At 72.0% G+C, this 22,714-nt stretch carries 21 protein-coding genes; 7 read left to right on the top strand and 14 right to left on the bottom strand.

Annotation, left to right across the window (positions count from 1 at the left end; genetic code table 11):
- Positions 1 to 425: 425 nt before the first annotated feature.
- Entirely contained in the window at positions 426 to 1,640 is a 1,215-nt protein-coding gene (locus tag HPY23_RS03610; RefSeq protein ID WP_058618808.1) for an NADP-dependent isocitrate dehydrogenase, read from the top strand.
- A 97-nt stretch (positions 1,641 to 1,737) separates the two neighbouring features.
- On the opposite strand, the gene HPY23_RS03605 is transcribed toward HPY23_RS03610, so the two are convergent.
- From HPY23_RS03605 to glgX, 4 genes are all read right to left on the bottom strand, one after another.
- Positions 1,738 to 3,354, bottom strand: a complete 1,617-nt coding sequence (locus HPY23_RS03605) for a hybrid sensor histidine kinase/response regulator (RefSeq protein ID WP_091881601.1) — start codon at positions 3,352 to 3,354, stop codon at positions 1,738 to 1,740.
- A gap of 371 nt (positions 3,355 to 3,725) precedes the next feature.
- Entirely contained in the window at positions 3,726 to 5,642 is a 1,917-nt protein-coding gene (locus HPY23_RS03600; protein WP_091881597.1) for an AI-2E family transporter, read from the bottom strand.
- Positions 5,643 to 5,671: 29 nt separating this feature from the next.
- On the bottom strand, positions 5,672 to 6,049 hold the full coding sequence (locus HPY23_RS03595) for a response regulator (RefSeq protein WP_060849333.1): 378 nt from the start codon (positions 6,047 to 6,049) through the stop codon (positions 5,672 to 5,674).
- Between the two features lie 161 nt (positions 6,050 to 6,210).
- Entirely contained in the window at positions 6,211 to 8,496 is a 2,286-nt protein-coding gene (gene glgX / locus HPY23_RS03590; RefSeq protein WP_413231089.1) for a glycogen debranching protein GlgX, read from the bottom strand.
- Between the two features lie 272 nt (positions 8,497 to 8,768).
- On the opposite strand from glgX, the gene HPY23_RS03585 reads away from it, so the two are divergent.
- Complete coding sequence (locus HPY23_RS03585) at positions 8,769 to 9,173, top strand: CBS domain-containing protein (protein ID WP_091882097.1); 405 nt, start codon at positions 8,769 to 8,771, stop codon at positions 9,171 to 9,173.
- Here HPY23_RS03585 and HPY23_RS03580 read toward each other — a convergent pair.
- From HPY23_RS03580 to cobD, 3 genes are all read right to left on the bottom strand, one after another.
- Positions 9,148 to 9,453: a hypothetical protein gene (locus HPY23_RS03580; RefSeq protein ID WP_060846973.1), complete on the bottom strand. Its 306-nt coding sequence runs from the start codon at positions 9,451 to 9,453 to the stop codon at positions 9,148 to 9,150. The two genes, HPY23_RS03585 and HPY23_RS03580, sit on opposite strands and share 26 nt — an antisense overlap.
- A gap of 118 nt (positions 9,454 to 9,571) precedes the next feature.
- Positions 9,572 to 10,876 carry a KpsE/RkpR family capsule polysaccharide export protein gene (locus HPY23_RS03575; protein ID WP_091881594.1) on the bottom strand — a complete coding sequence of 435 codons (1,305 nt, stop codon included), beginning with the start codon at positions 10,874 to 10,876 and terminating at the stop codon, positions 9,572 to 9,574.
- Positions 10,877 to 10,969: 93 nt separating this feature from the next.
- Complete coding sequence (gene cobD, locus HPY23_RS03570) at positions 10,970 to 11,974, bottom strand: threonine-phosphate decarboxylase CobD (RefSeq protein ID WP_175539834.1); 1,005 nt, start codon at positions 11,972 to 11,974, stop codon at positions 10,970 to 10,972.
- 25 nt (positions 11,975 to 11,999) lie between these two features.
- Here cobD and cbiB point away from each other — a divergent pair, with 25 nt between their 5' ends.
- Positions 12,000 to 12,992, top strand: coding sequence for an adenosylcobinamide-phosphate synthase CbiB (gene cbiB, locus HPY23_RS03565; RefSeq protein WP_091881589.1), 993 nt, complete (start codon positions 12,000 to 12,002; stop codon positions 12,990 to 12,992).
- Between the two features lie 111 nt (positions 12,993 to 13,103).
- On the opposite strand, the gene HPY23_RS03560 is transcribed toward cbiB, so the two are convergent.
- The 5 genes from HPY23_RS03560 to HPY23_RS03540 all read right to left on the bottom strand — a co-directional run bounded on the left by HPY23_RS03560 (position 13,104) and on the right by HPY23_RS03540 (position 18,325).
- Entirely contained in the window at positions 13,104 to 14,366 is a 1,263-nt protein-coding gene (locus HPY23_RS03560; protein WP_091882094.1) for an MFS transporter, read from the bottom strand.
- Positions 14,367 to 14,688: 322 nt separating this feature from the next.
- Positions 14,689 to 15,606 carry an efflux RND transporter periplasmic adaptor subunit gene (locus HPY23_RS03555; RefSeq protein ID WP_060846968.1) on the bottom strand — a complete coding sequence of 306 codons (918 nt, stop codon included), beginning with the start codon at positions 15,604 to 15,606 and terminating at the stop codon, positions 14,689 to 14,691.
- 12 nt (positions 15,607 to 15,618) lie between these two features.
- Positions 15,619 to 15,822 (bottom strand): DUF1656 domain-containing protein, encoded by a 204-nt coding sequence (locus tag HPY23_RS03550; RefSeq protein ID WP_091746708.1) that lies wholly within the window; start codon positions 15,820 to 15,822, stop codon positions 15,619 to 15,621.
- Positions 15,822 to 17,861 (bottom strand): FUSC family protein, encoded by a 2,040-nt coding sequence (locus tag HPY23_RS03545; RefSeq protein ID WP_236017623.1) that lies wholly within the window; start codon positions 17,859 to 17,861, stop codon positions 15,822 to 15,824. Before HPY23_RS03545 ends, HPY23_RS03550 begins: the two co-directional genes overlap by 1 nt.
- A complete protein-coding gene (locus HPY23_RS03540) occupies positions 17,861 to 18,325 on the bottom strand; it encodes a MarR family winged helix-turn-helix transcriptional regulator (protein ID WP_060846965.1) in 465 nt (154 codons plus the stop codon). The genes HPY23_RS03545 and HPY23_RS03540 overlap by 1 nt, the downstream gene beginning before the upstream one ends.
- A 297-nt stretch (positions 18,326 to 18,622) precedes the next feature.
- Here HPY23_RS03540 and HPY23_RS03535 point away from each other — a divergent pair, with 297 nt between their 5' ends.
- The 3 genes from HPY23_RS03535 (at position 18,623) to HPY23_RS03525 (ending at position 19,991) form a co-directional block, all read left to right on the top strand.
- Positions 18,623 to 18,937 (top strand): ArsR/SmtB family transcription factor, encoded by a 315-nt coding sequence (locus HPY23_RS03535; RefSeq protein ID WP_060846964.1) that lies wholly within the window; start codon positions 18,623 to 18,625, stop codon positions 18,935 to 18,937.
- Entirely contained in the window at positions 18,934 to 19,290 is a 357-nt protein-coding gene (locus HPY23_RS03530; RefSeq protein WP_091881584.1) for an SRPBCC family protein, read from the top strand. Before HPY23_RS03535 ends, HPY23_RS03530 begins: the two co-directional genes overlap by 4 nt.
- An 89-nt stretch (positions 19,291 to 19,379) precedes the next feature.
- Positions 19,380 to 19,991 carry an ATP-dependent Clp protease proteolytic subunit gene (locus HPY23_RS03525; protein WP_091881581.1) on the top strand — a complete coding sequence of 204 codons (612 nt, stop codon included), beginning with the start codon at positions 19,380 to 19,382 and terminating at the stop codon, positions 19,989 to 19,991.
- Positions 19,992 to 20,694: 703 nt separating this feature from the next.
- Here the strand turns inward: HPY23_RS03525 and HPY23_RS03520 are convergent.
- Positions 20,695 to 21,033: a hypothetical protein gene (locus HPY23_RS03520; protein ID WP_091881577.1), complete on the bottom strand. Its 339-nt coding sequence runs from the start codon at positions 21,031 to 21,033 to the stop codon at positions 20,695 to 20,697.
- A gap of 95 nt (positions 21,034 to 21,128) precedes the next feature.
- Entirely contained in the window at positions 21,129 to 21,359 is a 231-nt protein-coding gene (locus tag HPY23_RS03515) for a hypothetical protein (RefSeq protein ID WP_060846960.1), read from the bottom strand.
- A 496-nt stretch (positions 21,360 to 21,855) separates the two neighbouring features.
- Between HPY23_RS03515 and HPY23_RS03510 the strand changes: the two genes are divergently transcribed.
- The coding region (locus HPY23_RS03510) for a sugar kinase (protein ID WP_200649559.1) at positions 21,856 to 22,714 on the top strand (859 nt) is incomplete at its 3' end.

Below are 22,714 nucleotides of genomic sequence, written 5' to 3'. Positions count from 1 at the left end.
GCCTCACGCTGTTTCCTGCCTGTGGCCTGGGCGTCTATCAACCCCAAACGACGAAGCGGGCTTCGAGCCCGCCTCTCGTCCATCAACCCCGAATGACGAATGACCGAAATTTTTGAGGTGCAGGCTCTCGATCATGGTCCGGCGCGCGGGGCTCGACCCGGCTTACCGATATCGGAAACCGGGCCCGAAATGAAGTGGCAGGCGGCTTGCGGGAACCCAACGGCCACGATCCGTGTTGTTAAGGCGGACCTCCTTTCGACCCCGGTGCCCCCGCGCCGGGGTTTTTTTTCATGCCGACCGACGACAGGTCTTCCGCCCCGGCGCTTCCCCCTGTTTGTGCAGCGCGCTATGACCGCGCCACGGCCGGCCGCTTAGCCAACGCGGGCATGGGGACGGCCCCCGGATCACGGAAGGCTGGATCAGACATGGCGAAGATCAAGGTGGCGAACCCCGTCGTCGAGCTCGACGGCGACGAGATGACCCGGATCATCTGGCAGTCCATCAAGGACAAGCTGATCCACCCCTACCTCGATGTCCCGCTCGAGTACTACGACCTCGGGGTCGAGCATCGCGACGCCACCAACGATAAGGTGACGATCGAGGCCGCCGAGGCGATCAAGAAGCACGGCGTCGGCGTCAAGTGCGCCACCATCACCCCGGACGAGGCCCGGGTGAAGGAGTTCAACCTCAAGGAGATGTGGAAGTCGCCGAACGGCACGATCCGCAACATCCTCGGCGGCGTGATCTTCCGCGAGCCGATCATCTGCAAGAACGTGCCGCGCCTGGTGCCGGGCTGGACCCAGCCGATCGTGGTGGGCCGCCACGCCTACGGCGACCAGTACCGCGCCACCGACTTCAAGGTGCCGGGCAAGGGCCGCATGACGGTCAAGTTCGAGGGCGACGACGGCACCGTCATCGAGCGCGAGGTGTTCAAGTTCCCGGGCGCCGGCGTCGCCCTGTCGATGTACAACCTCGACGAGTCGATCCGCGACTTCGCCCGCGCGTCGATGAACTATGGCCTGGCCCGCAAGTTCCCGGTCTACCTCTCGACCAAGAACACCATCCTGAAGGCCTATGACGGTCGGTTCAAGGACATCTTCGAGGAGGTGTACGAGGCCGAGTTCAAGTCGCGGTTCCAGTCGGCCGGCATCACCTACGAGCACCGCCTGATCGACGACATGGTCGCCTCGGCCCTGAAGTGGTCGGGCGGCTACGTCTGGGCGTGCAAGAACTACGACGGCGACGTGCAGTCGGACACCGTGGCGCAGGGCTTCGGCTCGCTCGGCCTGATGACCTCGGTGCTGCTCACCCCCGACGGCCAGACCGTCGAGGCCGAGGCCGCCCACGGCACGGTGACCCGCCACTACCGCGAGCACCAGAAGGGCAAGGAGACCTCGACCAACTCGATCGCGTCGATCTTCGCCTGGACCCGCGGCCTGTCGCACCGCGCCAAGCTCGACTCGAACGCCGACCTCGCCAAGTTCGCCGAGACCCTCGAGAAGGTCTGCGTCGACACCGTCGAGGCCGGGTTCATGACCAAGGACCTCGCGCTCCTGGTCGGCCCCGACCAGAAGTGGCTCTCGACCACCGGCTTCCTCGACAAGATCGACGAGAACCTGAAGACCGCGATGGCGGTCTGAGCCGCTGGCGGCCGGGCCTCGCGCCCGGCCGTCCGGCCCCGTGCCTGCCCCGACCCGCCCGAGGCCGTCCGGCCCCGGGCGGGTTTTTTAAATGGGCTCAGGTCACCCCCGTCGGCCCGTCGAGCACCGCTCGCACCCGGCGCGCCAGCTCCATGCGGCGGTAGGGCTTGTTGATGATCTCGAACTCGGTGCCGCCGGCATCGGTGCGCTCCAGCGAGGCCTCGGCGTAGCCGGTGGTGAGCAGCACCTTGAGGCGGGGCTGGCGGCGGCGCGCCTCGCGGGCGAGCATCACGCCGTTCATGCCGCCGGGCATGATCAGGTCGGAGAACAGGAGATCGACCTTGTCGCCGCCGTCGAGGAGCTCGAGGGCCTGGCGCCCGTCGGTGGCGAGCAGGGTGGTGTAGCCGAAATCGCGCAGGATCGCCCGGGCGAGCTCGGCGACGTCGCGCCGGTCGTCGACGATCAGGATCGTCTCGGTGCCCGAGCGGCCCGCCCCGCGGGTATCGGGGCCCGGCGCCGGGCGCTCGTCGCTGTCGCTCATCGGGAAGTAGAGCCGCACGGTGGTGCCGTGGCCGGCGCGCGACTCGATCACGATCGTCCCGCCGGACTGCTTGGCGAAGCCGTACACCATGGCGAGGCCGAGACCCGTGCCGCGCCCCTCCTCCTTGGTGGTGAAGAACGGCTCCATCACCCGGGCCAGGATCTCAGGCGGCATGCCGGTGCCGGTGTCGGAGACCGCGACCGAGACGTAGCGCCCCGGCTGCGGCAGCCCGGAGGGCAGCTCGTCGGCGTCGAAGACGTGGTTCTCGGTGCGGATCGTCACCGTGCCGCGGCCCGGCAGGGCGTCGCGGGCGTTGACCAGGATGTTGAGGAGCGCGACCTCGGTCTGGGTCGGATCGATGCGGGCGTTCCAGAGCCCGTCGGTCAGCTCGGTCTCGACCGCGATCTCGTCCCCGAGGGTGCGGATCGCGAGGTCGCGCATGCCCTCGACGAGGTTGTTGAGATTCACCGAGCGTCCGTCGAGCCGCTGCTTGCGGGCGAAGGCGAGGAGCTGCTGGGTCAGGGTGGTGGCGCGCTCGGCGGCGTTGCGGATGTTGTCGACCGCCCGCACCATCCGGCGCGGGTCGGTCGCCGGGTCCTGCAGGCCCGAATGCAGGATGTCGACGTAGCCGACCACCACCTGCAGCAGGTTGTTGAAGTCGTGCGCGATGCCGCCGGTCAGCTGGCCCAGCGCCTCCATCTGCTGCGACTGGCGCAGGGCCTCCTCGGCGTCGCGCCGGCGCGACACGTCGAGCTGCGAGCCGAAGAAATAGACCAGGTCGCCCTTCTGGTCGTAGACCGGCGAGACGAACAGCGCGTTCCAGAACGTCGAGCCGTTCTTGCGGTAGTTCAGGATCTCGGTGGCGATCTCCTTGCGCTCGGCGATGGCGCGGCGCACCTCCGCCACCGTCTCGCGGTCGGTCTCGGGGCCCTGCAGGAAGCGGCAGTTGCGACCGACCAGCTCCTCGGGCGTGTAGCCGGTCATCGCCCGGAAGGCCTGGTTGGCGAAGATGATCGGGTTGTCCGGCTGGCGCGGATCGGTCACGATCATCGGCATCCGCGTCATCTCGACGGCGGCGAAGAAGATGTCGCTGTGGTGGTCCGCGACGTCGGTGGGCACGTCCGCCACGGTCGGCCGGGTCCCGAGTTCGGTCGGCGTTCGCTTCGCACTCATCGTCGTTCCGCTGGCTCCCGGCCTCGTATCCCTGGCCCTGCACCGGATCCTACACCCGGCCGATCCCTACAACGGCAAAAGCCGCCCGGAGGCGACCGCGACCGGGCGTCGCCCCGCAATCCGGACCGGTCGAGCCGAGGCTGCGGTGCAGTCGAGCGCGGTGTTGCCGGCTCGCCGTGACCATGCTCCACCAGGGCATGACCCCGTTCCACCGGGGAAGGCGCGGCGCAGGATGCGGGCACCCCGCGCAACACTCCCGCTCACCGGCCTCGTCCGCTACGACAACCTCGGCGCGCCGGACGTTTTGTCAAGGACACTGCGTCCGGCGCCCGCCCGATCCGCGATCGACTTCACGATGCGGCCGCCCGGGCTCACGCCACCTTGCGCCCGGCCCGATCGGCCGGCGCCGCGCCCGAGAGCGACAGGGCGGCGTCGAGGGCGTCGCTGATCGTGGTGACCACGATGTCGGCCGAGGTGGCTCGGCGCAGGCGGTCGCGCCCGGCCGCGTCGCGCTCGCGCCACACCGCCACCATGATCCGCACGCCGGGAATCGCCCGCCGGGCGAGGCGGGCGGCGAGCCGGATGTGCGAGGTGCTGATCGGCTCGATGTAGGACAGGCAGACCAGGGCGACGCCCTCCAGCTCCGGCCGTTCGCCCTTGTTCAGCGCGTCCTGGCTGGTGGTGCGGGCGTTGAGGCCGTGGCGCCCGAGCACCTGGGCCAGCATGCCGGCGGCGGCGGCGTCGAACGGCCCGCGGGCCGCCACCACCAGGACCGGCGCGGTCCCGCGCCAGGTCGGGCTCAGGTCCTCGCGCCGGCGCACGATCGCGGTCGAGGCCCGGTCTGGACCGAGGGCGGCGACCGCCGCCTCGGTCTCGGCGCTGCGCAGGGACGCGGCCTTCTTCGGCACCGGCATGGCGCCGAGCGTCGTCACCACGGTCTCGATCGCCTGCCCCACCGCCTGCTGGCGGTCGGCGGCGAGCGCCCCGCTCGCCCGGTCGTTCTGGGCGAGCCGCAGGCCGCCGAGCGCGATCTCGTCGTAGTAGGTCGCGAGCGCCCGCTCCTTCAGCACCTGGCGGGCCTTGTCGATCGCCTCGAGCGGGTCGCCGGCGAGCATGCGCTGGTAGAAGATCTCGGAGGGCGCCAGAGCCGGCCGGTCGCCCAGCATCACGTCGAGGAAGGTCAGGCGCTCGACGTGGCGGCCGAGCACGACCAGGCAGACGGTGATCGGGGTGGCGAGCACGAGGCCGACCGGTCCCCACAGGAAGGTCCAGAGGGTCGCCGCCAGGATCACCGCCACCGGCGACAGGCCGGTCGAGTGGCCGTAGAGCAGGGGCTCGACGACGTGGCCGGCGATCGGCTCGACGACCGCGAACAGCACGAGCGTCGCGATCAGCATCGACCAGCCCGGATCGACGGCCGCCGCCAGCAGCAGCGGGAAGGCCATGCCGATGACCGCGCCGATATAGGGCACGAAGCGCAGGATCGCCGCGAGCACGCCCCACAGGATCGGGCTCGGCACGCCGATGACCCACAGGCCCGCCGCCACCACCACCCCGAAGGCGAGGTTGAGCCCGGCCTGGGCGAGGAAGAAGCGCGAGAGGCGGGCCACCGCGTCGTCCATGGCGGCCGTGGTGGCGCGCAGGTCGCCCGAGCCGGCGAGCCGGATCGCGCGGTTGCGCAGGTCCTCGCGCTGGGCGAGGAAGAACAGGGTGAAGAGCAGGATCAGGCCGACCGTGGCGAGCGGGTGCAGCACCGGCGCCACGACGCTGCCGAGGGTGGAGAGGAGCCCCGCCTTCGCCTCGCGCACCTCGACCAGCATCGGCTTCTCGGGATCCGTGGGGCCCCGCGCCTTGGCGGGCTCGGGCGGCTGCAGGTCCTGGCTCAGGTCCTGCACCGCCTTGAATAGCCGCTCCAGGGTGGCGCCGCCGCCGGCGTTCGCCCGCAGGGCCCCGATCTTCTCGCGCATCGTCACGGTGTAGCGCGGCAGGTCGGAGGCGAGCTGCGAGGCCTCGTTGGCGATCAGGAGGCCCAGCCCCCCGATGCCCCCGAAGGTCGCCAGCACCACGACCAGCACGGCCAGCGAGCGCGGCAGGCGGCGGCGCTGCAGGCCCCGCACCGCGGGCGCCAGCACGAAGCTGAGCAGCACCGCGAGCGTGATCGGCATCAGCACGTCACGCCCGAGGGACAGGATCGCCCCGATGGCCAGCACCAGCAAGCAGGTGGCCAGCGCCGTGAACACCGGCATCGCGTCGCGCAGGCGGCGCGCCGTCACGGGATCGTCGATCATCAAACGCGTACCTGCCGGAAGTTCTGTCGTTACGGTGTGGCCGGCGTGCCGAGGGCGGCGCCGATCTGGGTCAGGAGCTTCGAGAAGTCGACCGGCTTCGGGTGGTAGTCGTCGCAGCCGGCCTGGATCACCTTCTCGCGGTCGCCCGACATGGCGTGGGCGGTGAGCGCGATGATCGGGATCCGGGCGGTGTCGGCATCGGACTTGAGCGCGCGCGCCGCCGACCAGCCGTCGAGCACCGGCAGGTTCATGTCGAGCAGGATGATGTCCGGCCGGCTGGTGCGGGCCTTCATCACGCCCTCCTCGCCGTCATGGGCGAGCACCACCTCGTAGCCCCGCCGCTTGAGCCGCCGGGAGAGGAAATCCCAGATTTCCTCGTGGTCCTCGACGAGAAGGATCTTTGCCACCGCCCGCACTCCGCGCTCGCGTCGTCCCCGGCCGGGCCGCTCCGGCCCCGACCGAGGCACCACGCCTCATCGAAAGGTTCCCCGGCCATGCCCGTCCGCCGCCGGAGCGGTGGACGAAGCACGAATCGGGCCTTGTCAAAGTGGGCAGACCCGCCCGGATGTCACCCCTCGTGCGGCAACCCGAACGCGACGCTCTCGGATTCCGCCCGCTCGAAGGCCTGGATGACGTGCTGGTAGGAGCGCCAGGTCTCGCTGGCGTGGTCCAGGCCCGTCGGGCGCAGGACGAACATCAGCATCGAGCGGCCGGTGACCGCGTAGGTGTCGCCGACGGCGAAGCGGGCGAGGTCCTGGGTGTCGGGCAGGTTGGTGTCGAGCACCCGCATCCAGGCATCGCCCCCGACCACCTCCGGCAGGGTGAACTCCACCACGTCGTGGTGGGCGTTGAACAGCAGCATCAGGGTCGCCTCGCCGCCGCGGCGGTGGATGCCGCTCGACTGCGCACGCCCGTCGAGGACGACTGCGAGCGCGCGGGCGCCGCCGTCGTTCCAGTTCTCCGGAGTCATCTCGGTGCCCGAGGGCGTGAGCCAGCTCACGTCCTTGACGCCGAGCTCGGCGTCGTAGGCCCCGGTGAGGAACCGGCCGCGGCTCAGCATCGGCAGCGACTTGCGCAGGATCAGGAGGCGCTGGGTGAACTCGGCGAGGTCGCGTTCGTCCTCGCCGATCCCCTCCCAGTCGATCCAGGAGATCTCGTTGTCCTGGCAGTAGGCGTTGTTATTGCCGCGCTGGGTGCGGGCGAACTCGTCGCCGGCAAGCAGCATCGGGGTGCCGCGCGACAGGAGCAGCGTCGCGAGCAGGTTGCGCATCTGGCGCAACCGCACGGCCCGGATCTCGGGGTCGTCGGTCGGTCCCTCGGCGCCGTAATTGTAGGACAGGTTGTGCGAGTGGCCGTCGCGGTTGTCCTCGCCGTTCGCCGCATTGTGCTTCTCGTTGTACGAGACCGTGTCGGCGAGGGTGAAGCCGTCATGGGCGGTGATGAAGTTCACCGAGGCCCAGGGGCGACGGCCGCGCTTGTTGAACTTGTCGGCCGAGCCGGTGAGACGGGAGGCGAGGGCCGGAAGCAGGCCCTCGTCGCCCTTCCAGTAGCCGCGGACCTCGTCGCGGAAGCGGTCGTTCCACTCGGCCCAGCCGGGCGGGAAGCCGCCGACCTGATAGCCGCCCGGGCCGCAATCCCACGGCTCGGCGATCAGCTTGACCGAGGAGAGCACCGGATCCTGGCGGCAAGAATCGAGGAAGCCGCCGCCCTCGTCGAAGCCGTAGGGCTCGCGGCCGAGGATCGTCGCGAGGTCGAAGCGGAAGCCGTCGACCCGCATCTCGGTCGCCCAGTAGCGCAACGAGTCCGTCACCATCTGCAGCACCCGCGGGTGCGAGAGGTTCACGGTGTTCCCGGTGCCGGTGTCGTTGATGTAGTAGCGCTTCTGGTCGGGCAGCAGCCGGTAGTACGAGGCGTTGTCGATGCCCTTGAACGAGAGGGTCGGGCCCTTCTCGTTACCCTCGGCGGTGTGGTTGTAGACCACGTCGAGGATCACCTCGAGGCCGGCCCCGTGCATGCGGGCCACCATCTCCTTGAACTCGGAGAAGGCGAAGTCCGGCACCGCGGCGTAGCGGCGGGCGGGGGCGAAGAACGAGAGGGTGTTGTACCCCCAGTAGTTCACCAGATCCTTCTCGAGCAGGTAGCTGTCGTTGACGAAGGAGTGGACCGGCAGGAGCTCGACCGAGGTGACGCCGAGGCTGCGGATATAGGCCAGCACCTCGGGGGTGCCGAGACCCGCATAGGTGCCGCGCAGGCGCTCGGGCACCGCCGGGTGCAGCTTGGTGAAGCCCTTGACGTGGGTCTCGTAGAAGACCGTCTTGTCCCACGGCACGTTCGGCTTCTGGTCGCGGCCCCAGGTGAAGGCGGGGTCGATCACCCGGCACTTGCGGGTGAAGGGCGCGCTGTCGCGGGTGTCGAAGGTGGTGTCGTCGCCGCTCTCCATCACGTAGCCGAACAGCGCCGGGCTCCAGGTCACGGAACCGACCAGCGCCTTGGCGTAGGGGTCGAGGAGCAGCTTGTTGGGGTTGAAGCGGTGGCCGGCCTCGGGCTCGTAGGGGCCGTGGACGCGGTAGCCGTAGATCGTGCCGGGGCGGGCGTCGGGCAGGTACCCGTGCCAGACCTCGTCGGTGTATTCGGGCAGCTCGATCCGCTCGATCTCGGTCTCGCCGGAATCGTCGAACAGGCACAGCTCGACCTTGGTGGCGTGCGCGGAGAACAGCGCGAAGTTGACGCCGAGGCCGTCCCAGGTGGCGCCGAGCGGGAAGGGCTGGCCCTCGCTGATGGTGCGGTTCGCCCGCACGAGGGGCGAGGCCGAGGGGGCGGCCGGGGCGGGCTTGGACGTGAGTTCCATGTTCATGGGGGCGTTCGACGATCCCGGAGGCGAGAAGCCTGACTGTGGGCTGAACGCGCCGGACCTCGCCCAAGCTCCCCTGTCGTCGCCAAAATTTCACGCCTGCGGCCGATTGGCGGGACACGCGGTCGGGTACCGGGTGGGATCACGGCTCCGGGGACCCGATCCCGGGACCATGAGACCGATCCCGCCGCGGCGCGGCGGAGCCGCCCGCCGCCTTCGCGGGTTACCGGAGCGTGCAGACGGGGGATCGGATGGGCGCGACGGTCGCGGACGTGATGAGCAGGGACGTGGAGTTCATCGCCGGGGACGCCCCGGTCCCGGAGGCGGCGGTGCTGATGGGCGAGCTCGACGTCGGCGCCCTGCCGGTCGGCACGGTGGACGCCCTCGACGGGGTGATCACCGACCGGGACATCCTCTACCGGGTCGTCGCCCAGGGGCTCGATCCGCGCGCGGTCCGGGTGAGCGAGGCGATGTCGCGCCCGGTCGTGTCCTGCGCCGAGGGCGATCCCCTGCGCACCGCCCTCGACCTGATGGCCGCCCACCACGTCCGGCGCCTGCCGGTGCGGGACGCGGGTGGGCGCGTCACCGGCTGGGTGACGCTGGCGGACCTGTCGCGCGCGCTGCTGCTCGGCGGCGACGCGCTCCAGACCTCGCTCAAGCGTCTGACCGAGGAGGCGTGAGCGGCTCGGCCGCGGCCGCCGCGTTCGCCGCCGCGTTGGCGCGCTCGGCCTCCAGGATGGTCTGGCGGGCGAGGTAGCGGGTGACCAGCGCCTCGACGTCGCGGATCGTCTCCTCGACGAGGTGGGACTGGAGCAGGGCGCGGGGCTCGTCGGGGGCGAGGTTCTCGCGCTCCTGGAGCCGGCGCATCGCCTGCTTGACCACCTGGTAGACCGCCTCGCGCTCCTCGCGGCTCATCGCCGGGGAGACCGCCCGGGCGACCAGGTCCGTGAAATCGGACATCGGGGTGCTGCTCGTCCTTGCCTGCCGGGCGCGACCCGTCGCGCCCACGGCCCGCTTCATCGCACGCCGCGCGCCCGGACCGAAGCCCCGGGCGTCGAGCGGGTGCCGGGCCCCTGCCCTACATGTTGTGGTCCTTGACGCCGGCGATGAGCAGGCTGCTGCAGCCCCACATCACCACGAAGGCGAAGAACGCCACGAACAGGGCGTGGCCGCGCATCGGCACGGTGGACAGCTCGGGCCGGGTCGGCGGCACGAAGACCGCGAGGTAGACGTGCTGGCGGTTGGCCGCCACCCGGGCGCGGTCGAGCATCATGGTGGCGGAGTCGTTCAGCTTCTCGGCGATGGTGCGCTCGACCATCAGACCCTCGTATTCGAGGATCGCCTCCGACACCGGCCTGCCGCCCACCGCCACGCCGTCGCTGGTCAGCGTATCCTCGAGCTGCTTGATCTGCTGGTTGGTGGCGGTGAGGCTCGCCACGATGGTCTGGATCGAGCGGGACTTCTCGTCGAGGCCGGAGCCGCGCAGCACCTGGAGGTCGTTCTCCGACTTGATCTTGTCCTTGCGCAGGGAGAGCAGCGTGGTCATCGTCGCCTCCGCCGACTTCGCCGGATCGATGATGCCCCAGCGGTTGCGGAACTCGCGCAAAGCCAGGTGGGCCTTGCGCAGCCGCTCCTCGGTCGCCGCCAGATCGTCCTTGCTGTGCTTGAGCATGTCCTGCTGGGCGCGCGACGAGATCGCGTTGATCAGCGCCTCGGCGCGGGCGACGACGTGCTGGCCGATCGCCAGGGCGTCGTCCGGGGTGAAGGCCCGGACCGTCAGGGTCATCACGCCCGAGATCAGGTCGATATGGACCTGGACGCGCTTGCGCCAGTACTTCAGCAGCTCCTCGATCGGCTTGTCGCCGGAATAGCGCGTCCAGAAGTCGGCCTCGTCGCGGGTGAACATCCGCACGACATTCAGCTCTTTCTGGGCGCTCTCCAGCATCGGCTGGCTCTGGATGTACTCCTGGACGATGTAGCTGTCCTGGCTGTTGTTTTTCTGGATCAGCGAGGAGAACTCGCCGAGCGCGACGTTGCCCATCGGCTCGACCTCGCCGCGGATGGCGAAGCGGGCCTCGACCACGTACTGGTCGGCGGCGAAGGCGAACAGGTAGATCCCGACCACCGCCGTCGGCAGCAGCACGAAGAGGCCGATGTTGCGCAGGAGCCGGGCCAGGACGCGGTTCTGGGTTCCCTCGCCGGGCACGAGCGGCAGGCGGGTCCAGCGCAGCGGGTTGAGCAGCGCCGGGAGCCGGCGGCGTCCGTCGGCGGGGGCGATCGGCTCGACCGTCTCGGCGTTGCGGCGCAGCTCGGGCACGGTGCGCCGCGCGAACGCGATCATGCTGCCGAGCCTGTCGCGCCGTTTGACCTCGTCCGCGTCCATTCTGCCTGCTTTCCCGTGCGGCGCCGGCCGCGTTCGTGACCCCGAGGGCCAGGGTTTCCGGATGCTGTGGTTTTCGGCCTTTTTAATGGCGCCTCACCGCTCCCGGAGCGCGGCGGCGAGGCGGCTCCAAGCCTGGGCGTCGGGCGGCAGGCCGAAGCGCAGGCGGGCCGGCGCGGCCTCGAAGCGGCGCACGAAGATCCCGGCCCGTCCGAGCCGGTCGAACAGGCCCGGCCCGTCGGGAAAGTCGGCGGTGCGAAACAGCCGCGTGCCGCCGACGATCCGGCCGCCGGCCCGCTCCAGCAGGGCGTCGAGCCGGGCGGCGTCCCGGCCGCGCGCCGCCACCGCCTCGTGCCGCCAGGCGGCGTCCGCGAGGGCGCACCGCCCGACCGCGATCGCCGGTCCCGACACCGCCCAGGGCCCGATCCCGCGGCGCAGGAGGCCGACGAGCGGCTCGCCCGCCACCGCGAAGCCGAGGCGCAGGCCGGCGAGCCCGTAGGTCTTCCCGAACGAGCGCAGCACCAGGCAGGCGGGCGGCACCGCCCCGCACAGGCTCTCGACGGGTTCGAGGTCGGCGAAGGCCTCGTCGACCACGAGCCAGCCGCCGCGCGCGGCGAGCCCGGCCGCGGCCGCCGCGAGGTCCGAAACGGGCACCACCCGGCCGTCCGGGTTGTTGGGGGTGACCACCACGGCCACGTCCGCCTCGCCGATGTCGCGCAGGTCCGCGACCGCCGCGACGGCGTGCCCGCCCCGGGCCCAGGCGGCCGCGTGCTCGGCGTAGGTGGGGCCGACCACGACGACGCGGCCGGGAGGCCGCAGCCGCGGCAGCAGGTCGATGAGGGCTTGCGTGCCGGGTGCCGCGACGACCCGCTCCGGCGGGGCGCCGTAGGCCGCGGCCGCGGCGGCCTCGAGGGCGGCCAGCTCGGCCTTGGCCGGCAGCCGCGTGAAGGCGCTGGCCTCCGGGGCCGGCCACGGATAGGGGATCGGGTTGATCCCGGTCGAGAGGTCGATCCAGGGCTCGGGGGCCCGCGGAAACAGGAGGCTCGCCTCGCCAAGGTCGCCCCCGTGCCGGATCGCCCCGTCCGCCGTCTCGTCCGCCATCCCGCCCAACCGTCCGCCCCTCGCGATGACCGCCCTGACGCACCCGCCCGACAGCCTCGTGCTGCTCGTCCTCGCCCTCGCGATCGAGGCCGCCCTCGGCTACCCGGACCGCCTCTACAGGCTGGCCGGCCACCCTGTCACCTGGATCGGCGCCCTGATCGCCGCCCTCGACCGCCGCCTCAACCGCGAGGGCGATTCTGCGCCCCGCCGGCGCGCCGCGGGCGTGCTGGCCCTCGTCCTGGTGCTGGCGGCGACGGGCCTGACGGCGCTCGCCCTGTCGCTCGCCTGCGGGGCGCTGGGCGTGGCAGGCCTCCTCCCCTGCGCGCTCCTCGCCGCGAGCCTGCCGGCGCAGCGCAGCCTGCACGACCACGTCGCCCGGGTGGCGGCGGAGCTGGAGCGCGACGGGTTGTCCGGCGGGCGGCGCGCGGTGGCGATGATCGTCGGGCGCAACCCGGAGACCCTCGACGAGGCCGCGCTCTGCCGCGCCGCGATCGAGAGCCTGGCGGAGAACTTTTCCGACGGCATCGTGGCGCCGGCCGTCTGGCTCGGGGTGGGCGGCCTGCCCGGGGGGGCGCTCTACAAGGCGATCAACACCGCTGACAGCATGATCGGCCACCGCACGCCCCGGCACGAGGCCTTCGGCTGGGCCGCCGCCCGCCTCGACGACCTCGTCAACCTGCCGGCCTCGCGCCTCACGGTCGGGCTCATCGCGGCCGCCGCCGCCCTGACCCCGGGCGCCTCCGCCCGCGGGGCCCTGGCGGCGGTGCGGCGCGATGCCGGCCGCCACCGCTCGCCCAATGCCGGCTGGCCGGAAGCCGCGATGGCCGGGGCGCTCGGCCTGCGGCTCGCCGGCCCGCGGGTCTACGGCGCGACGCGGGTCGAGGATGCCTGGATGGGATCGGGCCGGGCCGAGGCTACGGCCGACGACATCGCCCGGGCGCTGGTCGTGTACCGCCGGGCCTGCCTGCTGCTGTGGGGGCTAGCGGCGGGGCTGGCGGGGGTCGCGTTCCTCGCCTGACGCCGACGGGAGGTCACGCGGGCGATGCGCGGCCGCGCCTCAGGTCTTCGATGATGAAGGCATTATCCCTTTCGGAGCCGGATCCGGCCCCGAAAGGGATCATCGTCGCGCTTAGCGCCGGACCGGGGCGAGCCCCCCGGCCTCGGCGAGGGTGCGGCGCTTCAGGATGCCCTGGACCACGAAGACCATCACGACGCCGACGAGGAGGCAGGCGGCGAGGAACAGCATCGGCACGAGCTTGCTGCCGCTGACGTCGCCGATCCACGGCACGACGTTCTGGGCGATGAAGCCGCCGAGGTTGCCGACCGAGTTGATCATCGCGATGCCGGCCGCCGCGGTGGCGCCGCGCAGGAAGGTCGGGGGCAGCGACCAGAAGACCGGCTGGCCCGAGAAGATGCCGGCGGCGGCCACGCACAGGCAGGCGAACTTCACCGCGTCGCCCGGCAGCACCACGCTGAGGATCAGCCCCAGCGCCCCGACCAGCGCCGGGCCGGCGATGTGCCAGGTGGTCTCTCCGGTGCGCGCCGCGTGCCGGGGCACCCACCACAGGGCCAGCGCCACGCAGATCCACGGGATGATGTTGATGAAGCCGTTCATGGTGTTCGAGACGCCGAACCCCTTCACCACCGTCGGCAGCCAGTAGCTCAGGCCGTAGGCGGCGAGCGGGAAGGCGACGTAGAGCAGCGCCAGCAGCACCACGCGGGTGTCGGCCAGCACCCGAAACGGGTTGCCGTGGTCGGTGTGGGTGGCCCCGCCCTCCTCCCGCGCCAGGGTGTCGGCGAGCCACTTCTTCTGGCCGGCATCGAGCCAGGGCGCCTTCTCGGGCCGGTCGGGCAGGATCAGGAACACCACCGCGGCGAGCAGCACCGCCGGCACGCCGGTGGCGATGAACACCCATTGCCAGCCGCGGTAGCCCATCGTCCCGTCGAGGTCGAGGAGCGCGCCGCCGATCGCCGCGCCGACGGCGTTGGCCACCGCGCTCGCGATCATGAACCAGCCGACCATCCGGCCGCGATAGGCCTGCGGGAACCACAGGGTAAGGGCGTAAAGCACGCCGGGGAAGAACCCGGCCTCCGCCGCGCCCAGGAGGAAGCGCAGCACGTAGAACATCACCGGCCCGGTCGAGAAGCCGAGCAGGATGGTGATGATCCCCCAGGTCGCCATGATGCGGGTGAACCACACCCGGGCGCCGACCCGCTCCAGGATCACGTTCGAGGGCACCTCGAAGAGGAAGTAGGCGAGGAAGAACAGCGAGGCGCCGAAGCCGTAGGCCGCCTCGCTCAACCCGAGGTCGCCGACCATCTGGAGCTTGGCGTACGAGACGTTCTGCCGATCGATGTAGGCGATCAGGTACATCAGGCCGAGGAGCGGCATCAGCCGCAGGGTGATCGTCCTGATGGTGCCGATGCCGAGAGCATCGGTGCCGATGCCCAGGGCATCGGTGGCGGTGCCGAGCGCACCGGCGCCGGACGCGTCCTGTCGTGGGTCTGCCATGGGGCCTCCTCCCGGCCTCGTCGAACTTCGCGTTCTGGTGGCGCTCCATAATCCCGCCCCGGCCGGGGCGAAAGTGTTATCGGTACCACACCCGGGAGGTCGTCGATCGAGGTCGTTAGCTCCTGGCCGCCGCCAGGCGGGTCTCCAGCGCCTCCCAGCCCTGCCCGGGCCGGCGCAGCCCCTGCAAGAGCCGGCGCAGCCCCTAGAAGAGCCGGCGCAGCCCCTGGAAGGGCCGGACCTCCGGCCGCTCGCCGCCGGGATGGACCACCACGGTGGCGGTGCGCCCGACGGTGAGGCGGTCGCGATCGACGGAGGGGTCGAGGGCGACCCGCACCGGCACGCGCTGGGCGAGGCGCACCCAGGCGAAGGTCGGGTTGACGTTGGCGAGCAGGCTGGCGCTCGCCCCGCGCTCGCGGTCCTCGATGCCGGCGGCGATGCTCTCGACCCGGCCGGTGATGGGCCGGTCCTCGCCCATCAGCTGCACGGTGACGGGGTCGCCCGGGTGGATGCGGCCGAGCTTCGTCTCCTCGAAGTAGCCCTGGACGTGCAGGGTCTCGCCGTCGACGAGCGCCATCACCGGCTTGCCGACCGCCACGTAGGCGCCGGGACGCAATTCGAGGTTGCTGATCCGGCCGCCGACCGAGGCGCGCACCTCGGAGCGGGCGAGGTTGAGCCTCGCGAGGTCGCGGTCGGCCACCGCCTGGTCGTGGGCGGCCCGGGCGCTCTGCTCGGTGGCGAGCGCGGCTTCGAGCTTCTGCTGCGACACGACGTTGTCGCTGAGCTGGCGGTAGCGGGCGAGGTCGGCCTCGGCCTGGACCAGGCTCGCCTTGCGGCCGGCCACCACGGCCTCGGCCTGGCGCAGCGCGAGGGCGAAGCGGTCGGGGTCGATGCGGAAGAGCACGTCGCCGCGCTTGACCTCCTGGTTGTCGTGCACCTCGACGTCGCGCACCAGCCCCGAGACGTCGGGGGCGACGCCGACCACCTCGGCCCGCACCCGCCCGTCGCGGGTCCAGGGGGCCTCGAGATAGTAGTCCCAGAGCGCCGTCCCGACGACGAAGGCGAGGGCGAGCAGGGCGGCGGTGACGGCGAAGCGGCCGAGGAAGGCGAGCGCGCGGGTCATGATCTCGAATCTTCAGGTCAGGCGGCCGGCGAGCGTGACGACGCCGCCGAGGCACACGAGGTAGAGGCAGAGGTCGAACAGCGCCCGGTGCCAGACCAGGCGGTAGAGCCCGAGCGCGCCGATCAGCCGGCGCAGGACGAGGTTGACGAGGAGCGCGACGACCGCCCAGACCAGCAGGGCCGGCACGAAGACGCCGTAGAGGTCGATGTCGGCCATCAGGCGGCCTCCCTCGCGAGCAGAGGAGGGGCGCCGGCGGGCGGCGCCCCGGGAAAGAGCGCGCGGCGCAGGCCGGCGAGCCCGAGCAACGCCTCGCGCCGACCCTCGGCCGTATCCACGGCGCCGATCGCGAGAAGCGCCGCGTCGATGACGGCGAGCAGGGACGCGCAGGCCGGGCCGCGCGGCCGCTCGTAATGCTCCGCCACCGCGTCGAGGGCGGCGTCCAGCGCCGCGACCGCGCCGGGGGGCAGGCCGTGGCGGGCCCGGCGCAGGGAAACGAGGTTCATGCCCACCCGCAGCGCCGCCAGGGCGTCGATCCGCGACAGGTCGCTGTCGGGCCCGGCGGCGGCCAGCCGCGGCACCAGGAGGCCGAGGCGGTCGAGCATCAGGTGGGCGAAGGCGGCCCGGTCGCCCCGCCCGCGCCGGCGCGCCGCCCGGGCGAGGTCGGCCCGGCTCGCCGCGACGAGGCGGCGGGCACCGTGCTCGGCCCCGACCGAGCGCACCAGCCGGGTCACCACCGCGGCGAGGACGATGCCGACGACGAGCGCCAGGGCTGAGTTGACGTAGGCGCCGAATTCCGAGGCGTAGCGGTCCTGGATCGCCAGGAGGGCGTTGCCGTTGACCCCGAGCGCCAGCCCCACCGGCATGGTGCGGGGAATCGTCATCAAGAGGCCGCACAGGATCAGGGGCGGGGCCAGCACCATCACCAGGGTGGCGAAGTCGTGGACCTGCGGCAGGATGCCGAACAGCAGCACGCCGATCGCCGCCGCCGCGACCGCCGTCCAGGTGGCAAAGCCCAGGATCGCCGGAGCCGGGTCGTCCTGGGTGGCGAAGAGGCAGCACAGGACCGCCCCCATCATCGCCGCGGTGGCGCCGTCGGGCCAGGCGGTGGCGATCCAGGCCGCCACGCAGGCGAGGATGGCGAGACACACGCCGAGGGCCGAGCGCAGGGCCATGCCGTGGTCGCGGTGGCGCGGGGCGCGTCCGCCGAACTCGCCCGCGTAGGCGAGGGCACGGCGCGGCGCGCTCTCGCCGCGGGCGATGCCGTCCTGCAGCGCCCGGCAGTCGCGGCCGATCGCCACCAGCTCGCGCAGGCGGTCGAGGAGGCTCGCCCGCACCAGCGCGGTCCAGAACCCGGGCGAGGTCGAGGGGAGGCTGGATTCGTCGGCGGCGGCGATGCGGGCGAGCAGCACGTCGGCCTCGGTCGCCGGGGCGCCGGCCTCCGACCACGTCGCGACGTCGGCCAGCAGCGCCTTCACCGCCGGATCGAGGCCCGCGAGGTCGCGCAAAGCCGCGATCCGGTCGGCCAGGGAGGAGAGGACCGGCAGCAGCATCAGCATCCGGCCGCGCAGGAGCTGGACCAGCGGCACCGCCCGGCTCTGCGCCGAGGCGTCGTAGGCGAGATGTGTGGCGAGCGCGTCGATCTCCGCGGCTTCGGCCGCGAGGCGCAGGCGCCGGACCCGGACCGCCGGCGCCTCAACGGCGCCCGACAGCACGTCGGCGGTCCAGCGCCCGGTCTCGCCGAGCCAGGCCCCGACCCGCGCCGCCAGCACCGGCCCGACGGATTCCGGCAGGACGAGGCCCGCCACCAGGGCGGCGCAGAGGATGCCGAGCGTGATCTCCTCGGCCCGCGACACCGCGGTCTCGAAGATGGTGTCGGGCGCCGTCACCGCCGGGAAGCCGATCAGCGCCGCGGTGTAGCCGGCGAGCATGAACAGGTAGGCCCGCGGCGAGCGGTCGAGGAGCGAGAGGTAGAGGCAGGCGGCGGTCCAGAGCGCCAGCGCCAGGGTCAGCATCTCGGGCGCGTCGACGAGGGGCGGCACCAGCACGACCGCCATCGAGACGCCCGCCACCGTGCCGATCACCCGGTACAGCGCCTTCGAGCGGGTGGCGCCGGAGAGCGGCTGCATGGTGATGTAGACGGTCGCCATCGCCCAGTAGGGCCGCGGCAGGTCGAGCCACAGGGCGAGACCGAGCGCGAGGAGGGCCGCGCCCGCGATCTTCAGGGCGAACAGCCACTGGCGCCAGCCGGGCAGCATCAGGCGCGCCCTCCGGCGGCAGGCGGGCAGGTGCCCTTCGGACCCTGGGCCTGGAGCGCACGCAGGACCCGCAGGGCCGCCCGCAGGTCGTCGTCGCCGAGGTCGCCGAACACCGCCTCGCGCAAGCTCTCGAACCGGGCCTCGATGGCGGCGGCGCGGGCCTGCCCCTCCGGGGTGAGCGCCAGCACCTTGGCGCGGCGGTCGGTCGGATCCTCCCGGCGGGTGACGAGGCCGGCCTCGCCGAGCTGGTCGAGGAGACGCACCAGGCTCGGCCCCTCGACGCCGAGGGCGTCCGCGAGCGCGGTCTGGCGCAGGTCGCCGCCGAGCCGCCCGATCAGCAGCAGCGGCAGCGCCGTCGCCTCGGTCAGCCCGTAGGCGGTCACCACCTCGTCGGCGGCCCGGCGCCAGACGCGGCCGGACTGGAGCAGGGAGAGGGTGAGGGCTTGCAGGAGGTCGCGGCGCATCCGGTCGCCTCGCCGTCGCGGCGGTTGGTTGATCGTCCTCATTGATAGGATGCTAACGATTTGTGGGGAAGCGCTCCGGGTGCGAGTCGGCCATGCGCGCGGAGCCGGGCCCTCGAACGGATTCCGGCCGCCGGAAGCGGCACGCGGTGGGCGGGGGCGCCCGCGTCCCGACGCCCGGCCGGCGGCGCATCTGCTGCCCGGCATCCGCGGCCCCGGGCCACCGCCGCAGGAGTGCCCGCGGCGCCTTGCCCGCATTCCGGGCTTGCGCTTCACATAAGCGTCTGCTTATCTGTTTCCATGGTCGAGGACGACATCTTCCGGGCCCTGGCGGACCCCACCCGACGCGCGATCTTCGAGAAGCTCGCGGCCGGGAGCATGAACGCCAGCGCGTTGCGCCAGGGCATGGCGATCAGCCAGCCGGCAATGTCCCAGCACCTCGCCGTGCTGCGCGGCGCCGGGCTCGTGCGCGAGGCGCGGCAGGGCCGTTTCGTGAACTACGACGTCGATCCGGCCGGGCTGGCGCTCATCGCGCAGTGGCTAGCGAAGTACCGCGCCTACTGGCCCGCCCGCGTCGATGCGCTCGAGGCCGTGCTGAAGGAGATGGACCAATGAGCGACGCGGCGCGCGACGAGCCCGGCCCCGGCATCGAACAGGAATACGAGCTGAGCGAGCCGCCCGGGAAGGTCTGGCGCGCGCTCAGCATCCCGGAGCTGCGGGAGCGTTGGCTGCCCGGGGCGGCGCTGGCGGCGCCCGAGCCGGTCGCCGTCACGCCCGGGCGCGAGGTCAGCTACCGGATGCGCGAGGCCGTCCCGCCTCACGTCGAGAGCACGGTGACGTTCCGCATCGCCCCGAACGACACGGGCGGCACCTGCCTGCGCATCATCCACGCCCTGACGGATGCCCGGTTCGCACCGCTGACGACGGCCGCCGCGAACGGCAACGCCCCGGTGCTGCGCGCCGCCTGACGCGGCCCGTCCCGGGTTCAGGCTCCCAAGGTCCTGTTTCCCAAAATCCTGTTCCCCAAGATCCCCTCCCGGAAGATCGGAGGTCGCCGATGCGCGACGCGATGCAACTCGTCCCCATGGTCGTCGAGCAGTCCAGCCGCGGGGAGCGGTCCTTCGACATCTTCTCCCGCCTGCTGCGCGAGCGCATCGTCTTCCTCAACGGGGAGGTGAACGACACGGTCTCGGCGCTGGTCTGCGCCCAGCTCCTGTTCCTGGAGGCGGAGAACCCGACCCGGCCGATCCACCTCTACATCAACTCGCCGGGCGGCGTCGTGACGAGCGGCTTTGCCATGTACGACACCATGCGCCACATCCGGGCGCCGGTGCACACGCTGTGCATGGGGACGGCCTACTCGATGGGCTCGTTCCTGCTCATGGCCGGCGAGCCCGGAGAGCGGGCCGTGCTGCCCAACGCCAGCATCCTCGTCCACCAGCCGCTGGGAGGGTACAAGGGGCAGGCATCCGACATCCTCATCCATGCCGCCGAGACCCTGCGCACCAAGCAGCGCATCATGCGGCTCTACGCCGAGCATTGCGGGCGGTCCTACGAGGAGTTCGAGCGCGCCATGGACCGCGACCGCTTCATGACGGCCGAGGAGGCGCTGGAATGGGGCCTCGTCGACCGCATCCTCTCCCCCGCGCGGGCGGGCGGCCCCGCCTGAACCATTTTCCGACGATTCGGGTGCCGGTTCGTCGCGGACGATGCGGCGAAATCAGAGAGCCAGGGCATCGGCCAGTTGCCACGCAACGGCAGGCGACCTCGACGAAAGTGGATGTCTGAGAACCTGTTTGACTTTCGACGACACGATCGCGAGGGGGTTTTCTATCCTACCCTCCGCCTCATCCTGAGATGCTGGCGATCATAGATCGCGGGCGATCGAAGATCGCTGAGCCTCGAAGGAGGGATCCAGTGATCTCGGAGACTTCTGGAGCCCTCCTTCGAGGTCAGTCGATTTTCAATCGACTAACACCTCAGGATGAGGTTGCTGATGGGATAGAGTGTATCTATCGGTCAAACAGGATCTGACACGCGGGCGTTCCATGAAATCTCACGCCCTTTCCCGGACGACGGGAGCGTCAGCGCAAGGAGATCCGGGATCCAGCGGAGAATGTGCCGCGAAGCGGCTGGCATGCTGCACCGTCGCGGACGCTCCGGACGCTTCGCGGCTTGTCGTGCCGGATCCCGGACCTCCTTCCGCTTCGCTGCAGTCGTCCGGGAACGGGGGTGATTCGACGATGGGCCGGGATCCTGGCAGCACGGCCCTGCCGCCCGGATCCGACCTCCCCGACGCGCTCGACCGTGCCGGCGGCCGGAGGTCGGCGCGCTGGCCGAACGCGCCGCGGCAAGGCCCCTGTGGCGTCGCTCTACGGTTTGGCGGCGGATTCGCGCTCCGGCGTCCAGTCGACCTCGACCACCCGCTGTCCGTCCTCGCGGTTGTAGCGGAGCGCCGTCAGCCGCATCGCCAGCAGGGCCTTGGCGTCCTCGGCCCGCGGGCACTGGACGGGATCGTGGGCGCGATGGGTCCGGTCGAGCATCTGCGCGAAGGCGGCGTCGAGGACCGGCATCGCCGCGACGGTGGAGAACGGGGCCGAGAGGTACACGGTGCGGCCGGGCCCGCGGGCGAGGCAGTAGCGCCAGTCGGCGACGGCCGGCGTGGCGGCCAGCACGGCACCCGCCAGGGCGCCGAGACGGAGGATTCTCATCGGGTCGATACGCTCGCAACGGGCCGCGGGGCGGCCCCGATGCACGCGCCCTGCGGCCTCAGCAAGGCAGGATCGACACGACGCGCGAGCCTGGGTCAGGCCCGGGCGATCTCCGCCTCCGCCGCCTCGAGGCTCAGGCTCCAGACCCGGGCGCCGTCCTCGGCGACGAGCCAGGCCTCGCCGGTCCGGTCCCCGAACATCTCGTCGGCCCGCCCGAGCACCCGCGCCGCGGCGTGGCGCACCGTCGGCGCCTGGATCGGCAGGTCGTGCAGCGGACGAACCCTGCCGCGTTCGCGGACGATGGAGCGCAATCGATAGACGGGCATGAGGAACGAACTCCGTAAGACGGGCGGGGTTCTGGCGAACCCGGATGTCCGTCGTGAGCGGCAGCCTGGCTGTTTCGAACCCTTCCTCGCGCCCCCGCGGCTGCGGCGGGGACACGACCTGTCGCCTCGTCCCGGCAGACGAGGTTGTGCATCTTCTAGCGTCTCCTCTGGATCGTTCAATAGCTGACCTTGCGTGCGGTTGCTGCCGTTACGACACGGTAAACCGTTCGCGCATGCCGCAGCCTCGCCGCGCCGGGGCCGGGGATGTGCCCGGGCTCCCCCGCCCCAGGCCCTTGATCGCGCCGCAACTTTCGCGGCGCGAGCGGTATCCAGCGCCGGCGGAGATGCTCTAGGGAAAGGGATGGACGCGGCGCGGGCCGCCCCGGACGCGCCGATGCCACCCCCACCAAAGGGGAAGGCGCGGAGGGGGATGCCGGCGCGGACGATGCGCCACCCGGACGGAACGCCGTCCGCGCGCGGGAGGGGGACGGACACGATGACGACGAGGGTCGCCTGCATCGGCGAGTGCATGATGGAGCTGTCGGAGCGGCCCGACGGCAGCCTGCTGCGCGGCTACGGCGGCGATACGCTGAACACCGCCCTCTATCTCGCCCGCCTCGGCGTCGCGGTCGACTACGTGACGGCGCTCGGCGACGATCCGTGGAGCGAGGAGATGCGGGCGGCCTGGGCGGCCGAGGGCATCGGCACCGATCGGGTGCGCCGCCTGCCGGGCCGGATGCCCGGGCTCTACATCATCCGCACCGACGGATCCGGCGAGCGCAGCTTCCACTACTGGCGCGACAGCGCGGCCGCCCGCGACCTGTTCTCCGGCCCCGGCGCCGCCGAGACCCGGGCGGCGCTCGCCGGGTACGACCTCGTCTACGCCTCCGGCATCAGCCTGTCGCTCTACGGCGAGGACGGCCGGGCGGCCTTGGCCGAGACCTGCCGGGCCGTGCAGGCGAAGGGCGGGCGCGTCGCCTTCGACACCAATTACCGGCCCCGCGGCTGGCCCGACAAGGCGAAGGCACAGGAGGCTTTCCGCGCCGCGATGGCGGCGGCCGACCTGATCTTCGCCTCCACGGAAGACCTCGACTGGCTCTACGGGCCGGAGGGCGAGGCGGAGGTGCTGCGCCACCGCGGCCGCTGCGAGATCGTCCTGAAGGGCGGCGGCTCGCCCCCCGCCGTGCGGGTGCTCGCGGGCGGGGACGACGTGAGCGTGCCGGCCTCGCCCGTCGCCTCGGTCGTCGACACCACCGCGGCGGGCGACAGCTTCGCGGCCGCCTACATGGCGGCGCGCCTCGCCGGCCGGCCCCCCGCCGAGGCCGCCCGGCACGGCCACCGCCTCGCCGGCGCGG

Origin of the sequence: Methylobacterium ajmalii (assembly GCF_016613415.1) — a bacterium.
Taxonomy (GTDB): domain Bacteria; phylum Pseudomonadota; class Alphaproteobacteria; order Rhizobiales; family Beijerinckiaceae; genus Methylobacterium; species Methylobacterium ajmalii.
This window is presented reverse-complemented; position numbering and strand designations above follow the sequence as displayed.

Bases quoted from the DNA above. Each gene is read 5' to 3' on its own strand.
- HPY23_RS03555 (WP_060846968.1), bottom strand. From the start codon at position 15,606: ATGACCCGCGCGCTCGCCTTCCTCGGCCGCTTCGCCGTCACCGCCGCC.
- cbiB (WP_091881589.1), top strand. From the start codon at position 12,000: ATGACCGCCCTGACGCACCCGCCCGACAGCCTCGTGCTGCTCGTCCTC.
- HPY23_RS03545 (WP_236017623.1), bottom strand. From the start codon at position 17,861: ATGCTGCCCGGCTGGCGCCAGTGGCTGTTCGCCCTGAAGATCGCGGGC.
- HPY23_RS03585 (WP_091882097.1), top strand. From the start codon at position 8,769: ATGAGCAGGGACGTGGAGTTCATCGCCGGGGACGCCCCGGTCCCGGAG.
- HPY23_RS03520 (WP_091881577.1), bottom strand. From the start codon at position 21,033: ATGAGAATCCTCCGTCTCGGCGCCCTGGCGGGTGCCGTGCTGGCCGCC.
- HPY23_RS03580 (WP_060846973.1), bottom strand. From the start codon at position 9,453: ATGTCCGATTTCACGGACCTGGTCGCCCGGGCGGTCTCCCCGGCGATG.
- HPY23_RS03515 (WP_060846960.1), bottom strand. From the start codon at position 21,359: ATGCCCGTCTATCGATTGCGCTCCATCGTCCGCGAACGCGGCAGGGTT.
- HPY23_RS03575 (WP_091881594.1), bottom strand. From the start codon at position 10,876: ATGGACGCGGACGAGGTCAAACGGCGCGACAGGCTCGGCAGCATGATC.
- HPY23_RS03540 (WP_060846965.1), bottom strand. From the start codon at position 18,325: ATGCGCCGCGACCTCCTGCAAGCCCTCACCCTCTCCCTGCTCCAGTCC.
- glgX (WP_413231089.1), bottom strand. From the start codon at position 8,496: ATGAACATGGAACTCACGTCCAAGCCCGCCCCGGCCGCCCCCTCGGCC.
- HPY23_RS03560 (WP_091882094.1), bottom strand. From the start codon at position 14,366: ATGCCGCTCCTCGGCCTGATGTACCTGATCGCCTACATCGATCGGCAG.
- HPY23_RS03550 (WP_091746708.1), bottom strand. From the start codon at position 15,822: ATGGCCGACATCGACCTCTACGGCGTCTTCGTGCCGGCCCTGCTGGTC.
- HPY23_RS03525 (WP_091881581.1), top strand. From the start codon at position 19,380: ATGCGCGACGCGATGCAACTCGTCCCCATGGTCGTCGAGCAGTCCAGC.
- HPY23_RS03610 (WP_058618808.1), top strand. From the start codon at position 426: ATGGCGAAGATCAAGGTGGCGAACCCCGTCGTCGAGCTCGACGGCGAC.
- HPY23_RS03530 (WP_091881584.1), top strand. From the start codon at position 18,934: ATGAGCGACGCGGCGCGCGACGAGCCCGGCCCCGGCATCGAACAGGAA.
- HPY23_RS03605 (WP_091881601.1), bottom strand. From the start codon at position 3,354: ATGAGTGCGAAGCGAACGCCGACCGAACTCGGGACCCGGCCGACCGTG.
- HPY23_RS03600 (WP_091881597.1), bottom strand. From the start codon at position 5,642: ATGATCGACGATCCCGTGACGGCGCGCCGCCTGCGCGACGCGATGCCG.
- HPY23_RS03535 (WP_060846964.1), top strand. From the start codon at position 18,623: ATGGTCGAGGACGACATCTTCCGGGCCCTGGCGGACCCCACCCGACGC.
- cobD (WP_175539834.1), bottom strand. From the start codon at position 11,974: ATGGCGGACGAGACGGCGGACGGGGCGATCCGGCACGGGGGCGACCTT.